Raw genomic sequence first — 15,699 nt, forward strand, 5'->3', positions numbered from 1 at the left:
CCACCGCCCCGATCACGCACAGCACGAACACCCAGCCGCACTCCAGCCACCTCAGCGTCATGTCCCGCCCCCGGACGGCTCGGTGGGCTCGGCGCGCCCGATGGGTCCGGTCGGATGGGTGGCCTCGATGGGCCCGGCAGCGCCGTCCGGCTGGTCCGACCGGTCCGCCCCGGACGGCTCGGGGTGCGGCGGCAGGTCGACGCCGCGTTCGGCGCACAGCTCCCGCAGGCGGGCCCAGCCGGGGCCGGGGCGGGCCCGGCCACCGCGGTCGAAGTGGACGGCCGCGGTGGTGGCGGTCAGTCCGTCGGGCCCGCCGGCCAGCAGGTGCAGGCCGGTGACCCGGCGGCGGCCGTCGGCGCGGTCCCGGCCGAGGTGGACGACCGTGTCGAGGCCGGCCCGGAGCTGGCTGTGCAGGGCGTGCCGGTCCAGCCCGGCGAGCGCGCCCAGGGCCTCCAGCCGGGCGGGCACGTCGGCGGCGGTGTTGGCGTGGACGGTGCCGCAACCGCCTTCGTGGCCGGTGTTCAGGGCCGCCAGCAGGTCGACCACCTCGGCGCCGCGGACCTCGCCGACGACCAGCCGGTCGGGCCGCATCCGCAGCGCCTGCCGGACCAGGTCCCGCAGGGTCAGCTCACCCAGCGACTCCTGGTTGGGCGGTCGGGACTGCAGCCGGACCACGTGCGGATGGTCCGGGCGCAGCTCGGCGGAGTCCTCGGCGAGCACGATGCGCTCGTCGTCGGGGACGAGGCCGAGCAGGGCGGCGAGCAGGGTGGTCTTGCCGCTGCCGGTGCCGCCGGAGACCAGCAGCGAGAGCCTGGCCCGCAGGACGGCGGTGAGCAGGTCGGCCCCGGACGGCGGCAGCGCGCCGGCGGCGACCAGCTCGGGGAGGGTGAAGGGCTCGCTGCGGCTGGTGCGCAGCGAGATGTGGGTGCAGTCGGCGGCGATCGGCGGGAGGACGGCGTGCAGCCGGGTGCCGTCGGGCAACCGGGCGTCCACCCAGGGCCGGGCGTCGTCGAGGCGGCGCCCGGCGGCGGTGGCCAGCCGGTGGGCGAGCCGACGGACCGCGTCGGCGTTCGGGAAGCGCACCTGGGAGGCGCGTTCCAGCCCTCGGCCGCGGTCGACCCAGATCCGGTCGGGACCGTTGACCAGGACGTCGGTGACGCCCTGCTCGGCCAGCAGCGGTTCGAGCGGCCCGGCGCCGACGATCTCGGCGCGCAGGTCGCGCACCGCGTTCAGCACGTCGGCCCCGCCGAGCGGGGGCCCGGCCGCGCGCAGGGCCGCGGCGACCGACCCGGCGGTGGGAGCCGCACCCGCCTCGGCGAGCCGGATCCGGACGGCGTCCACCAGTTCGGCGGCCTCGCCCGGGGTCGGTCCGGCCCCCGGACCGACCGGCGGCCCGGCGGCCACCGGTGCCTGATGCGGCTGACGCCGCACCAGGAAGCGCACCGGAGGTGCGTGCCGCCGGTCGGGGACGGGCGGCCCCTCCCCGACCGGCAGCGCCTCCTCCGCGGGCCCTGAGGGGGCATTGGAGAGGCGGCGGGGGCGCGGTACGGCGATCCGGCGGTGGGCCCGGGCGATCGGCCGCCTGGAGGCCCGTTGGTCGCCCTGCTGCCCCTGGCGCCCCTCTCCCGCGCGGCCGTCCGCGCCGTGCGGGTCATGCGGGTCATGCGGGTCGTACGAATCGTGCGGGTCGGCGAGACGGTCGTCGGAGCGACGGTCGTCCACGGCTCGGACGTCCACGGCTCGAACGTCCACGGCTCGGGAACCGGCGGCTCGGGGATCGACGGCGTGCAGGTGGTTGGTCATGGTTGCTCCTCAGGCCGCCACGACGGGCGGCATCGCTTCGGTCAGGAATCGCCCGCAGAACCGGGCCAGCGGCCCGCGCTCCCGCAGGCCCGGGGGGACGCCCCGTTCGACGTCCAGGGCGAGGCCCGGCTCGGGGGCGAGCTCTCCGGCCAGCCGCAGGCGCAGCCCGCGGGCGACGTCGGCAGCGGTGAGGCCGGAGGGGCCCGGAGTGCGGACGACGGCCCGCAGGTCGGTGAGCCGCATCCGGGCGGCCGCCGTGACCCGGTCGGCGGCCGCCAGGGCGCGCAGTTCGGCGGGGACCACGAGCAGCCCGGTGTCGGACTGCTCCAGGGCCCGGGCGGCGGCCGCGTCGAGCTGTCTGGGCAGGTCGAGGACGACCAGCCCGCCGCGTCTGCGGGCGGCCGCCAGCACGCTGTCCATGGCCTCGGCCGGGATGGCCAGGGTGTCCGACCTGTCCCAGGACAGGGCGCTGAGCCGGTGCGGCTCGGGCAGCGCCCTGGCCAGTTCCGCGCCGCTGATCCGCCCCCGGGAGGCGGCCAGGTCGGGCCAGCGCAGCCCGTCGGCCTGTTCGGCGCCGAGCAGGACGTCGAGCCCGCCGCCGAGCGGGTCGCCGTCGATCAGCATGGTGCGGTGCCCGGCCCGGGCGGCGCAGACCGCGAGGGCACAGGCCAGCGTGGAGGCTCCGGCGCCGCCGCGCCCGCCGAGCACGGCGACGGTGAGCGCGGGTGGCCCGACGCCCTCGGTGGCGTCGGCGATCCGGTCGAGCAGCCAGGGCTGCGCGTCCGGCAGGAAGAGCACGTGCTCGGCGCCGAGCCGGACGGCCCGGACCCAGATCTCCCCGTCGTCGAGGTCGAGGCCGAGCAGCAGGACGCCGGGTCGGCGCGGCAGGCCCGCGCACCGCTCGGCGAGGTCGTCACCGACCAGCACCAGCGGGGCGGCCTCCCACAGCCGGACGGGCGGCGGGGCGCCGCTGAGCAGCCGTGGTTCGGCCCCGGCGGCGGCGCACAGGCGGGTGAGCTGTTCGGCGAGCGCGTCGTCGCCGGTGAGGATCAGCGGCCCGGGCGGGGGCTCGGGCGCGGTGGCGTGCGGATCGGTGGCTGCAGCGGACAAGGCGGTCCTCCCGTGGTGCGGGGACGGTCTGACGACGCGTCGGACGCGGTGCCCCGGAGGGTCGCCGCGCGGCGTCGTGGACACCACGGTGAAGGACGGTGCGGAATGCGTCAGCCGACTTCCGATTGCCTGTGGATAACTCGCCCCTGTGGATAACTCGGGTCACTCGGACGGGGGCTAAAGCAGTTCGGAATTGACGCGTCAGGCATGCCGATATGACACTCGCACAACTACTCAGAGTGACAGAAACTTGGAGTGCGAAGAAACCTCGACAGCGGCTCTCGGGCCACTGGAGCACCCCTCGCGCCCACCGGCACCACCGCTCCCTGGAGGCTCAACTACCAAGGGAAATGGGCCCGGACATGCGACGACCCCCGCCGGGGGGGGAGAGCGGGGGTCGTCTATCCACGGCCCGGCTCGGGGGGGAGGAGCCGGACCGGGTTAGCACGGTCGCGCGAACGATCCGTGACTTCCATGGTGTACCCGACCGGCCAGAAACACAAACCCGCATGCCCGCGGGTCCACCGAATGGCCCTCCCTTTTGGCCGCCCCTCTATCCTCGGTTCCCGTGGACACCACCGAGAACGCCGACGAGAACGCCGACTTCGCCGACCGCGGTGCCGACGCCGGGTCCGACACGGGCGCCGAGACCGCCGCCACCCCCGGAGCCGAGGCCGACAGCGAGACCGCGGTCGGGAGCGAGGCCGTGACCGACACCGCCACCGGAACCGCTGCCGCCGACGCCACCACCGACGCCGACCAGGACTCCGCCCCGGCCCGCCCCGCGGACCGCGGCGGCTACGGCGTGCCCCGCACCGCCGCCTTCTTCGACCTCGACAAGACGATCATCGCCAAGTCCAGCGCGCTCGCGTTCAGCCGCCCCTTCTACCAGGGCGGCCTGATCAACCGCCGCTCGGTGGTGAAGAGCGCCTACACCCAGTTCATCTTCCTGGTCGGCGGCGCGGACCACGACCAGATGGAGAAGATGCGGGCCTACCTCTCCGCGCTCACCCGGGGCTGGAACGTCCAGCAGGTCCGGGAGATCGTCGCGGAGACCCTGCACGGCATGATCGACCCGCTCATCTACGACGAGGCCGCCTCGCTCATCGAGCAGCACCACGCGGCCGGCCGGGACGTGGTGATCGTCAGCAGCTCGGGCTCCGAGGTGGTCGAGCCGATCGGCCAACTCCTGGGCGCGGACCACGTGATCGCCACCCGGCTGCACGTCGAGGAGGGGCGCTACACCGGCGAGATCGAGTACTACGCGTACGCCGAGAACAAGGCCGCGGCGATCCGCGAGCTGGCCGAGCGGGAGGGCTACGACCTGGCCAACTGCTACGCGTACAGCGACTCGTCGACCGACCTGCCGATGCTGGAGGCGGTCGGCCACCCGGCCGCGGTGAACCCGGACCGAGCGCTGCGCAAGGAGGCGACGGCCCGCGAGTGGCCGGTGCTGGCGTTCAGTCGGCCGGTCGAACTGACCCGCAGGCTGCCCGAGTTCCACGCCCCGAGCCGTTCCGTGGTGGCCGCCGTGGCGATCGGCGCGGCGGTGCTGACCGCGGGGGTGCTCTGGTACAGCGCGCGCCGGCGGCGTCCGGCCGCGGCCTGAACCGCCGCGTTCCGCGCCGGACGGCCGCGGACCGGCCGGGCCCGTTCGAGGGCCCGGCCGGTCCGCCGAATCGGACAATCCGCTATATGAACTGCCAAAGGCGCCTTTTTCGGGTTCCTCTTTCGGTGGATCTGAGGTAGAAATGGGTTACGGCCCGCGAGACCCGGTCAGGACCCCAAGAGGTCGAACCGACAACGCAGTTCAGGCCCACGGACCGACGCACGGACAATCGGGCACCCACATGCAGCCGACCCGCTGACGGGCCGCCGCACCAGGCGAACGGGAACAGGACCCCGCCTGATGGGCACTGAAACGGTGCATGCCCTGGTCACCCGGCCTCCGTGCCAGCGGCGGCGCCCGGAGTCCTCGGGCGCCGCCGCAACCCCGTTCCGGCCGGCCCGGGGCTGGCCCCGCCGAAGCCGGTCAGACCATGCCGCGCTGCATCGCCTCGCACACCGCGGTACTCTCCCGCACGCCCAGGCCGAGCGCGGCCGCGCAGTGCGCCAGCCAGCGGGACAGGCCCTCGGGGGTGCCCTCCAGGTAGCCCAGCAGGGCCCGGCGGTAGGCGGCGGTGCCGAGTTCGGCGAGGCCGACCTCGGCCGGGCAGATCGCCTTCGGATCCAGGCCCTCGGCGATCAGCACGATCCGCTGGGCGGCCCGGGCGACCAGGCCGTTGGCCGAGCCGAAGGGGCGCAGCGCGAGCAGTTCGCCGTGCACCACGGCGGCGACCACCAGGGCGGGGGCGCCGCCGGTCGGACGTTCGGCGCGGGCCGCGAGCAGCCCGGCGAGCTGGTCGAGTCGGGCGGCCACCTCGGCGGGCGGGGGCGGTGGCGGGAGTTCGCCGACGGGTCCGCCGGAAGCCGGGCCGTCGGAAGCCGGGCCCTCGGTGGCGGCGAGCTCGCGCGGAAAGAGCGGCGCGGCGGGTTCGCCGTCGTGGCGCGGGCGCCCGGCGGCCGGGTCGCCGTCACCGACGGCGAGCAGGTGGAGCCGGGCCAGCACCTGCAGCGGGGAGGTGCGCCAGACGCTGAGCAGTTGGCCGGCCTCGGCGGACAGCCGCAGCGCGGCACCGACCGTGCGGGCCTCGGCGTCGGCGCCGAAGTCGGTGCGGCGGCGGACCTCCTCCAGCGGCCAGTCGGCGCCGTCCAGGGCGGCCGAGGCGCGGGCGCCGCGCAGGGCGGACTCGGAGGTCACCTCGCCCGCCCGGCGCCGCATCACGCGGTGCCCGTAGAGGCGGTCGACGTTCTTGCGCACTTCGGCGACGGCCTCGGGGACCCCGGCGAGCTGGGCCAGCGGGGCGAGCGGGTCAGTTCCTGTGGTCACCTACCCGAGAGTAATGAATCCACCGGGCGACCGGGAGGCAACCCCGGGTCACCCTTTCGTGGCAATCATCTGTTCCCCTGCGTGCAGCACCCCAAACCACCGCTAGCATGGCCACTAATCGGTGACGATAACGGTTTCCAACAAGCGTCAACAAGCATCCGGGCCGCCAAGGGCCGACGGACGCCAGAGCCCAGAGAGCCGGAGACTCAGAGATGAAGATCGCCTTCGTCGGGAAGGGCGGCAGCGGCAAGACCACCCTGTCCGCCCTGTTCATCCGCCACCTGGCCGCGGCCGGCCACCCGGTGGTCGCCGTCGACGCCGACATCAACCAGCACCTCGGCCCGGCCCTCGGCCTGACGGACGGCCAGGCCGCCGCACTCCCCTCGCTCGGCGCGCACCTGCCGGAGATCAAGGAGTACCTGCGCGGCGACAACCCGCTGATCCACTGCGCCGAGGAGATGATCAAGACCACCCCGCCCGGACCGGGCTCCCGCCTGCTGCGGATCGTCGAGGAGAACCCGGTGTACGCGGCCTGCGCCCGCCCGGTCGCGCTGGACGAGGGCTCGGTGCGGCTGATGGCGACCGGCGCGTTCACCGAGGAGGACCTCGGGGTGGCCTGCTACCACTCCAAGGTCGGCGCGGTGGAACTGCTGCTGAACCACCTGCTGGACGGCCCGGACGAGTACCTGGTCACCGACATGACGGCCGGCTCCGACTCCTTCGCCTCCGGCCTGTTCACCCGCTTCGACCTGACCTTCCTGGTCGCCGAGCCGACCCGCAAGGGCGTCTCGGTGTACCGCCAGTACAAGGAGTACGCCCAGGACTTCGACGTCCACCTGCGGGTGATCGGCAACAAGGTGCAGGGGCCGGACGACCTGGACTTCCTGCAGCGCGAGGTCGGCGAGGACCTGTACGCCTGCTTCGGGCAGTCCGGCTGGGTGCGCCGGCTGGAGCGCGGGGACGAGCCGCCGCTGCGCGAGCTTGAGCCCGCGAACCGGGAGGTGCTGGCCCGGCTGCGGACCGCCGCCGACTCCTCCCACGGCCTGCGCGACCCGCGCCGGTACAGCGCCCAGGCCGTCCGCTTCCACCTGCGCAACGCGGAGAGCTGGGGCAACGCCAAGGTCGGCATCGACCTGGCCACCCAGGTCGACCCGGACTACGTACTGGGCGCCGAGCGGGCCAGCACCGCCGGAGTCTGACCCGCCCCCGCCCCCGAGGGGCCGGCCCGCCGTGATGGCGAGCCGGCCCCTCGGCCGCATCCGGGCAGGCCCGGGCAGGCCCGAGCGGCCCCGAGCGCGGGTCCGGCGGGAAATTCCCGCCCCGGCCGGGTGCCACACGATGTGGTGAACGCCCCTATTTGTACTGGCACTCGAAGCACACGCTGTGCAAAGGTTCCATTACTCTCGGTTTACCAGCTCTTGAAGCCTCTCTTGAGCACCGGTGTCCGCACCCTGGTCGCCGCAGGCCGTCGCCGCCGCGCGCCCGCCACCGCGCCGCCCCTCGCGTCACCCACCACGGCTGTCCCGCCCCGGCCGTCCGCCACACCCGCCACACCCGCTGTGACCCACGACAGCCGATCCGACCAGGCACACCCGCCGGACCTGACTGCGTTCGTTCCCCCGGAAGAAGACGGGAAGTCCCCCATGACCATCGACGTCTCCAGCGCACCCATCGCCTCCGACACCACCGACCACGCCCCGCCGCAGGGCGGCGCGCCCGCCGGCCGGGTCCGCACCCTGCTGGCGCACGACCTGCCCGCCTCCCTCGCGGTCTTCCTGATCGCGGTGCCGTTCTCGCTCGGCATCGCCCTCGCCACCGGCGCCCCGCTGACGGCCGGCCTGGTCGCCGCCGCCGTCGGCGGCCTGGTGGCCGGCTTCCTCGGCGGCACCCACCTCCAGGTCAGCGGCCCGTCCGCGGCGCTGACGGTGGTCACCGCCGGGGTGATCGCCCAGTACGGCTGGTCGACCGCCTGCCTGGTCACCGTCGCCGCCGGCCTGCTGCAGCTGCTGCTCGGCTCGCTGCGGGTGGCCCGGGCCGCGCTCGCGGTCTCGCCGGCCGTGGTGCACGGCATGCTGGCCGGTGTCGGGCTGACCATCGCGATCGCCCAGCTCCACGTCATCCTCGGTGGCACGCCGCACAGTTCGGCGCTGGCCGACCTGCTCTCGCTGCCGGGCGAGCTGGCCGGGCCGCACCCGCCGGCGCTGCTGGTCGGCCTGCTCGCGCTGGCGATCCTGTACGGCTGGCCACGGCTGGACCGGCTGCCGGGGGCGGCCGGCCGGATCGGCGCCCGGCTGGCCCGGCTGCCCGCCGCGCTGATCGCGGTGGCCGCCGCCACCACGCTGTCGCTGATCGCCGAACTGCGGCTGGCCCGGGTCGAGCTCCCGGTCTGGGAGCACCACCAGTTCTTCGCGCTGCCACCGCTCGCGCTGCTGTCCGGCCACTGGGCGGCGCTGCTCGGCTTGGTCCTGACGGTCGCCGCGGTGGCCGGCGTGGAGTCGCTGCTGTCCTCCGTCGCGGTCGACCGGATGACCCGCCGCAGCGGCGACCTGGACCGCGAGCTGCGCGCGCAGGGCGCCTCCAACCTGTTCTCCGGGCTGCTCGGCGGCCTGCCGGTGGCCGGCGGCGCCGTCCGCTCCACGGCCAACGTGCAGGCCGGCGCGGCCACCCGGGCCTCCGCGGTGCTGCACGGCTGCTGGGTGCTGGTCGCCGCGCTGGCGCTGACCGCCGGACTGCGGCGGATCCCGCTGGCCGCGCTGGCCGCGCTGGTGCTGGTGGTCGGCGTGCAGATGGTGAGCTTCGCGCACATCCGCCGGGTGCACCGGCACCGCGAGTTCCCGGTGTACCTGGCCACCGTGCTCGGGGTGGTGCTGCTCGGCGTCCCGCTCGGGGTGCTGCTCGGCGGCTCGGTCGCCATGCTGCTCGCCCTCTACCGGCTGACCCGCGCGCACGTCGACGTGCTGGCCGGGGACGACGGCTCGTACACCGTCCGCACCCACGGCCCGCTGACGTTCGCCGCCGTGCCCAAGCTGAGCCGGGCGCTGGGCCGGATCCCGGCCGGGGCGGGGGTGACGGTCCACCACGACGGCTCGTTCCTGGACCACGCCGCGTTCGAGGCGCTGCACGCCTGGCGCTCCGGCCACCAGGCGACCGGCGCGCAGGTCGCGATGGTGACGGAGCGCCAGTCGAAGGACGTGCTGGACCCGGACGGCACCGTCCGCGTGGGCAGCTCGCCGGGGCCGCACCGCTGCCGGGCCTGGACGCCCTGGGTCGGCCACCACTGCATCGAGCAGAACGAGGACGACCCGCACGTGCGCCTGCTCGACGGCGTCCGCGGCTTCCAGCTGCACACCGCCCCGCTGGTCCGCCAGGAGCTCGCCCGGCTGGCCCGGGACGGGCAGACGCCGTCGCAGCTCTTCCTGACCTGCGCGGACTCCCGGATGGTCACGAGCATGATCACCAGCTCCGGCCCGGGTGACCTGTTCACCGTCCGCAACGTCGGCAACCTGGTGCCCGCCCCCTACGAGCCGGGCGCGGCGGACGACTCGGTGGCCGCCGCCGTCCAGTACGCGGTGGAGGTCCTGGAGGTCGCCTCGATCACGGTCTGCGGGCACTCCGGCTGCGGGGCGATGAAGGCCCTGCTGGACGGCGTCACCGAGGCGGCCGGGCCACCCAGTGCGCTGGCCCGCTGGCTGCGCAACGGCCGCAGCTCGCTGGACCGCCTGCGGCGCGCCCCCGCCGAGTTCGAGGGCCGCCCCGCGGTGGACGTGGTGGAGCAGCTCTGCGTCACCAACGTGGTGCAGCAGCTCGACCAACTGCTGGCCAACCCGGCGGTGGAGCGCCGGGTAGCGGACGGCTCGCTGCGGCTGGTCGGGATGTACTTCGACTTCGCGACGGCGCAGGCGTACGTGCTGGACGCCCGGACCGGCCGCTTCGCCCCGGTGCACGCGCGGGTCGAGCCGGAGCAGGACCTGGCGGCCTGAGCACCGCCGCCCCGGCCGCCACCGACAGGAACGGTGGCCGGGGCCAGGAGAACAGCCAGGCTCAGGAGAGCAGCCGGGCCAGGTCGGCCGGGGTCACGTAGCCGGGCCAGCGGTGGTCGGTGAAGAGGTGGACCCCGGCGTCCTGGTAGCACTGGTCGACGAGTTGGGAGCAGATCATGTGCTTGGTGCTGGCGACGAAGCGCCGTAGCGGGGCGCCGCCCGGCAGGTGCAGTCGGACGGCGGCGAGGGCCAGGTAGTCGGCGAAGCTGTAGGGGGTGCCGAGGCAGGAGCGGGCGGCCGCGGCAACGGCAGCGCGCTGCTCATCGGTGAGCGGGATCCGCCCGGTGGACCAGAGCGCCGGGCGGCCGTCGTACTCGGAGAGCGGGCGGAGCACCGCGCCGCCGGGCTGGGCCTCGACGAGCTGTCCGTCGCCGACGCACACGAAGGCGTGCTCGTAGTCGGCGAAGCCGTCGCCGTTGAGGAACTGGCCGATCCGGATCAGCCGGCCGCTACTACCGCCCATCCGGACGACCGCGAAGTCGCCGGGGAGGGGCGCGGAGGAGGAAGGACCGGAGGAAGGAGTGGGGAGAGGGAGGGGGGAAGGGGTGTCGGGCATGGTGGTACCCCCGTCTTCGTCTCGCACGGTGATGGCATGCTCACTCGCAGTGGAGTACCGGCGAGCCGGGGCGTCAAGGCACCGTGCGGGATTGACCGGCCCGGGGGACGGGAAGACGTCGGGAGGGTCGGCCGGGCGGCCGGGCCCGCGTCCACCTGCGGCGGAGCCCTGCTTCGATCAAAGGTCTACACCAATTTCCCGGCAGCTCTTGTCAACGGAGCCGTTGGCCTGGTGAGCTGTGCGCTGGGACACACGGGACAATCCCTCCGCACGGGGTTCCCCGGTATTTGAGACTCGATGAGGAGTGCGCGTTGAGCAACGAGAGCCTGGCCAATCTGCTCAAGGAGGAGCGGCGTTTCGCCCCGCCCGCGGAGCTCGCCGCCTCCGCCAACGTCACCGCCGACGCCTACGCGCAGGCCTCCGAGGACCGGCTGGCCTTCTGGGCCGAGCAGGCCCGCCGGCTGAGCTGGGCGGTCGAGCCCACCGAGACCCTGGACTGGTCGAACCCGCCGTTCGCGAAGTGGTTCGCCGACGGCAAGCTGAACGTCGCGTACAACTGCGTGGACCGCCACGTCGAGGCCGGCAACGGCGACCGGGTCGCCATCCACTTCGAGGGCGAGCCCGGCGACAGCCGCGCGATCACCTACGCGCAGCTCAAGGACGAGGTCTCCAAGGCCGCCAACGCCCTGGAGTCGCTCGGCGTCGCCAAGGGCGACCGGGTCGCCGTCTACCTGCCGATGATCCCCGAGGCGGTCGTCGCGATGCTGGCCTGCGCCCGGATCGGCGCGGCGCACTCGGTGGTCTTCGGCGGCTTCTCCGCCGACGCGGTGGCCTCCCGGATCAAGGACGCCGACGCCAAGCTCGTCATCACCGCCGACGGCGGCTACCGCCGCGGCAAGCCGTCCGCGCTCAAGCCGGCCATCGACGAGGCGCTGACCAAGGTCGACGGCGTGGAGAACGTCCTGGTCGTGCGCCGCACCGGCGAGGAGGTGGCCTGGACCGAGGGCCGCGACGTCTGGTGGCACGAGCTGGTCGACGGCCAGTCCGCCGAGCACACCCCCGAGGCGCACGACGCCGAGCAGCCCCTGTTCATCCTCTACACCTCGGGCACCACCGGGAAGCCCAAGGGCATCCTGCACACCTCGGGCGGCTACCTCACCCAGGCCAGCTTCACCCACAACGCGGTCTTCGACCTCAAGCCGGAGACCGACGTCTACTGGTGCACCGCCGACATCGGCTGGGTCACCGGCCACTCGTACATCGTCTACGGCCCGCTCTCCAACGGCGCCACCCAGGTGATCTACGAGGGCACCCCGGACACCCCGCACCAGGGCCGGATGTTCGAGATCGTGCAGAAGTACGGCGTGACCATCCTCTACACCGCGCCCACCCTGATCCGCACCTGGATGAAGTGGGGCGACGACATCCCGGCCGGGTTCGACCTGTCGAGCCTGCGGGTGCTGGGCTCGGTCGGCGAGCCGATCAACCCCGAGGCGTGGGTCTGGTACCGGGAGCACATCGGCGCGGGCAAGACCCCGATCGTCGACACCTGGTGGCAGACCGAGACCGGCGCGATCATGATCAGCCCGCTGCCGGGCGTCACCGAGACCAAGCCGGGCTCCGCCCAGCGCGCGCTGCCGGGCATCGCCGCCACCGTGGTGGACGACGAGGCCCGCGAGGTGCCGAACGGCTCCGGCGGCTACCTGGTGCTGACCGAGCCGTGGCCGTCCATGCTCCGCACCATCTGGGGCGACGACGAGCGCTACGTCGACACCTACTGGTCGCGCTTCGAGGGCCGCTACTTCGCTGGCGACGGCGCCAAGAAGGACGAGGACGGCGACATCTGGCTGCTCGGCCGGGTGGACGACGTGATGCTGGTCTCCGGCCACAACATCTCCACCACCGAGGTCGAGTCGGCGCTGGTCGGCCACCCGGCGGTCGCCGAGTCCGCCGTGGTCGGCGCGGCCGACGCCACCACCGGCCAGGCGATCGTGGCCTTCGTGATCCTGCGCGGCACCGCCGCGGACAGCGAGGAGCTGATCGCGGACCTGCGCAACCACGTCGGCAAGACGCTCGGCCCGATCGCCAAGCCGAAGCAGATCAAGGTGGTCTCCGAGCTGCCGAAGACCCGCTCCGGCAAGATCATGCGCCGCCTGCTGCGCGACATCGCCGAGGGCCGCGAGGTGGGCGACACCACCACGCTGGCCGACTCCTCGGTGATGAACCTGATCCAGTCCCAGCTGCCGGCCGCCGGCGCCGAGGGCTGATCCACCGCCGGGCACCGCACCGGGCCCCGTTCCGCGCGCAGCGGAGCGGGGCCCGGTCCGTTCCACGGACCCACCGGCGGACGGGCCGGCCGGCAGGTCGACCGGCGGGTCAGCCGGCCAGCGCGCGCAGCGTGTCGTACGCGGTCTGGGCGAAGCGGCGGCGCCCGGTGGCGAGCGGCCCGGCCAGTGCGACCAGGCCGGTCTGCGCGGCCCGGTCGAAGCCCACGAAGGCGGTGCAGCGGCCGGTGGAGCCCTGGTGGAAGACCACCTCCCGGTCCTCCTCGGCGGGGCGGTGCTGCCAGCTCAGGCCGATCCGCTGCCCGGAGCCGCGCCGGGCCACCCGGGGCAGGCAGACCTCGCGCAGCGCGGTGCGCAGGCTGGCCGCCGCGCCGGTCCGCTCCGGGATCGGCACCGCGTCCACCGCGAGGTGCGCCTGCAGGTAGCGCAGCATGTCGTCGGCGGTGGAGCGCAGCGCGGCCGCGCCGGGCAGCGCCGGGACCTTGAACGAGGGGATCCAGCGCCCGCGCCGGTAGCCGGTGGTCTCGTCCCGGCCGGTGCCGCAGGAGGTGTCGACCAGCCCGAGCGGCTCGCAGACCCGCCCGGCCAGCAGTTCCTGGTAGCGCTGCCCGGCGGCCCGTTCCAGCACCAGGCCGAGCAGTCCGGCGCCGAGGCTGGAGTACCGCACCCGGGTGCCCGGAGTGCCGCGCACGGGCGTCCGGGGCAGCGCCCGGAGCAGGTGCGCGGCGCTGAACGTGGCGTACGGGCTGGTGAACCAGCGGGGCACCGCGGCGGGCGTGAGGCCGACCGGCAGCCGGGGCAGCCCGGAGGTGTGGGTGGCCAGGTGCAGCAGGGTGATCGGGCGCTCGTGCGGGTAGCCGGGCACCGCCCCGAGCGGCAGGTAGCGGTCGATCGGGTCGTCGTAGCCGACCTCGCCGCGGGCGACCATGTCGGCGAGCAGCAGACCGGTGAAGGTCTTGGTCACCGAGCCGAGTTCGAACCTGGTGTCGGCCCGCACCGGGCGCTCCCCGGCCCGGTCGGCGTAGCCGCGGCAGGCGACGGTGCGCTCGGAGCCGCGGATCACCGCGACGGCCAGGCCGCCCTCGGGCGCGGCGGCGGCGAACAGCGGGCGCAGCAGGTGGTCGAGGTCCGGATCGGCTAACGGGGGCTGGGCGGTGTCGGCGCCCACGGCTCCTCTCTCCTGCGGACCCGCGGCCTGCACCGGTATGGGTTCGGTCTCCTGAGTGGGCATCGCTTCCTCCACGACGGGGCGGGCGCCCGTTCGGCGGCCCGCTTCTGCGGCCGACCCTAGGAACGCGGCGGATCGTCCGCATCCGGCCGAACCCATCCGGGTCAACCGGCCACGGCCGGCGGCCGGCCTCGGGACCCGGCCGGCCGCCGGACCCGTCCGGACCGGCGCGCCGCGGACCGCCCGCCGAACCCTCCCGAACCCCCATACAGTAGGGCGAACCGGTTGGCCGCTTGCCGCGCGCCGTAGGATGTCAAGGAACCATCAAGAACCTGAGGCGCGCCGGGAAGTCTGGTCGGCACCGCACCACCCGTGTGTCCGCACGCCGCCGCCCCAGGAGGTCCACCACCGTGGCCAGCCCGTCCGACGACCGCCGCCAGTTCCTCGGCCTGCTGTCGCTGCCCGAGCGCCGCTACCTGACCGACGCGCTGCGCACCGAGACGGTCGGCGGCGTGCTGCTGCTGGCCGCCGCCGCGCTCGCGCTGCTCTGGGCGAACCTGTGGCCGCACGCGTACGAGGCGGTGCTGGAGTACACCGTCGGGCCGAGTCGGCCGCTGCACCTGAACCTGCCGCTGGAGTCCTGGGCGCAGGACGGGCTGCTGACGGTCTTCTTCTTCGTGGCGGGCATCGAGCTGAAGCGCGAGTTCGTGGCCGGGGAGCTGCGCACGCCGAGCGCGGCGGCGCTGCCGGTGGTGGCGGCGGTGTGCGGGGTGCTGCTGCCGGCGGTGCTGTACACGGTGGTCAACGCGGCGGCGCCGAACGGGCATCCGGCGGGCTGGGCGATCCCGACCGCGACGGACATCGCCTTCGCACTGGGCGTGCTGGCGGTGGTGGGCAGTCACCTGCCGTCCGCGCTGCGGGCGTTCCTGCTGACCCTGGCGGTGGTGGACGACCTGATCGCGATCCTGATCATCGCGGTCTTCTACTCGTCCGGGATCGAGTTCTGGGCGCTGGGCGCCGCGCTGGCCGGGCTGGTGCTGTTCTGGTTCCTGCACCGACGCGGGGTGCGCGGCTGGTGGCTGTACGTGCCGCTGGCGGTGGTGATCTGGGCGCTGATGCACGAGAGCGGGGTGCACGCGACGGTGGCGGGCGTGGCGATGGGCCTGCTGCTGCGCTGCCACCGCGAGGAGGGCGAGGAGCACTCCCCCGGCGAGCACATCGAGCACCTGGTGCGGCCGCTGTCGGCGGGGCTGGCGGTGCCGGTGTTCGCGCTGTTCGCGGCGGGCGTGCCGGTGTCGGCGGAGATCCTGGGCGAGGTGTTCACCCAGCCGGCCCCGCTGGGCATCGTGATCGGCCTGCTGGTCGGCAAGTCGGTGGGCATCTTCGGCGGCACCTGGCTGGCCGCCCGCCACACCCGGGCCGCCTTGAACCCGCAGCTGACCTGGTCGGACATGGTGGCGCTGGCCACCGTCGCGGGCATCGGCTTCACCGTCTCGCTGCTGATCAGCGACCTGGCCTTCCCGGACGACCACCACCTGGCCGCGCTGTGCAAGGAGGCCGTGCTGGTCGGCTCGCTGGCCTGCGCGGTGGTCGGCACCCTGCTGCTGAAGCGGCGCAACCGGTACTACCGGCAGCTGTGCGCGGACGAGGACCGGGACGAGGACGGCGACGGCATCCCCGATGTGTACCAACAGCAGCGGTGACACACCCCCCGGGCGGGGACCCGGAGTGGTGTCCGACTCGCCGGTAGGGGCATGATGCTGAGCTGACACGCACTCGCGTGACGCACGCTCAGGACGCTTCACCCC

General features: G+C 74.4%; 10 protein-coding genes. 5 read left to right on the plus strand and 5 right to left on the minus strand.

The genetic code is table 11. From position 1 onward, the window contains the following. Nucleotides 1-57: 57 nt before the first annotated feature. Entirely contained in the window at nucleotides 58-1,404 is a 1,347-nt protein-coding gene (locus tag KSE_RS17715; RefSeq protein ID WP_014136701.1) for a TadA family conjugal transfer-associated ATPase, read from the minus strand. Between the two features lie 408 nt (nucleotides 1,405-1,812). Continuing rightward, nucleotides 1,813-2,913, minus strand: coding sequence for a septum site-determining protein Ssd (ssd, locus tag KSE_RS17720; protein WP_014136702.1), 1,101 nt, complete (start codon nucleotides 2,911-2,913; stop codon nucleotides 1,813-1,815). Between the two features lie 805 nt (nucleotides 2,914-3,718). Here ssd and KSE_RS17725 point away from each other — a divergent pair. Beyond that, entirely contained in the window at nucleotides 3,719-4,522 is an 804-nt protein-coding gene (locus KSE_RS17725) for an HAD family hydrolase (RefSeq protein WP_033259913.1), read from the plus strand. A 423-nt stretch (nucleotides 4,523-4,945) separates the two neighbouring features. Here the strand turns inward: KSE_RS17725 and KSE_RS17730 are convergent, their stop codons facing one another. Beyond that, a complete protein-coding gene (locus KSE_RS17730) occupies nucleotides 4,946-5,842 on the minus strand; it encodes a Fic family protein (RefSeq protein ID WP_014136704.1) in 897 nt (298 codons plus the stop codon). Between the two features lie 212 nt (nucleotides 5,843-6,054). On the opposite strand from KSE_RS17730, the gene KSE_RS17735 reads away from it, so the two are divergent. Together KSE_RS17735 and KSE_RS17740 are read left to right on the plus strand one after the other, a co-directional pair. Further along, nucleotides 6,055-7,041: an ATP-binding protein gene (locus KSE_RS17735; RefSeq protein ID WP_014136705.1), complete on the plus strand. Its 987-nt coding sequence runs from the start codon at nucleotides 6,055-6,057 to the stop codon at nucleotides 7,039-7,041. A 444-nt stretch (nucleotides 7,042-7,485) separates the two neighbouring features. Further along, nucleotides 7,486-9,822: a SulP family inorganic anion transporter gene (locus KSE_RS17740; protein ID WP_014136706.1), complete on the plus strand. Its 2,337-nt coding sequence runs from the start codon at nucleotides 7,486-7,488 to the stop codon at nucleotides 9,820-9,822. Nucleotides 9,823-9,883: 61 nt separating this feature from the next. Here KSE_RS17740 and KSE_RS17745 read toward each other — a convergent pair whose 3' ends face one another. Beyond that, nucleotides 9,884-10,345, minus strand: a complete 462-nt coding sequence (locus KSE_RS17745) for a C40 family peptidase (RefSeq protein WP_051055272.1) — start codon at nucleotides 10,343-10,345, stop codon at nucleotides 9,884-9,886. Between the two features lie 404 nt (nucleotides 10,346-10,749). Here KSE_RS17745 and acs point away from each other — a divergent pair, with 404 nt between their 5' ends. Beyond that, nucleotides 10,750-12,705: an acetate--CoA ligase gene (gene acs, locus KSE_RS17750; protein ID WP_014136708.1), complete on the plus strand. Its 1,956-nt coding sequence runs from the start codon at nucleotides 10,750-10,752 to the stop codon at nucleotides 12,703-12,705. Between the two features lie 109 nt (nucleotides 12,706-12,814). Here acs and KSE_RS17755 read toward each other — a convergent pair whose 3' ends face one another. Next, the gene (locus KSE_RS17755; RefSeq protein ID WP_014136709.1) at nucleotides 12,815-13,954 is read right to left on the minus strand and encodes a serine hydrolase domain-containing protein; all 1,140 of its coding nucleotides are present in this window, start codon (nucleotides 13,952-13,954) and stop codon (nucleotides 12,815-12,817) included. Nucleotides 13,955-14,301: 347 nt separating this feature from the next. Between KSE_RS17755 and nhaA the strand changes: the two genes are divergently transcribed. Further along, the gene (gene nhaA, locus KSE_RS17760; RefSeq protein ID WP_014136710.1) at nucleotides 14,302-15,594 is read left to right on the plus strand and encodes a Na+/H+ antiporter NhaA; all 1,293 of its coding nucleotides are present in this window, start codon (nucleotides 14,302-14,304) and stop codon (nucleotides 15,592-15,594) included. Nucleotides 15,595-15,699 lie beyond the last annotated feature (105 nt).

The sequence above is a fragment of the Kitasatospora setae KM-6054 genome (genome assembly GCF_000269985.1).
GTDB lineage: Bacteria > Actinomycetota > Actinomycetes > Streptomycetales > Streptomycetaceae > Kitasatospora > Kitasatospora setae.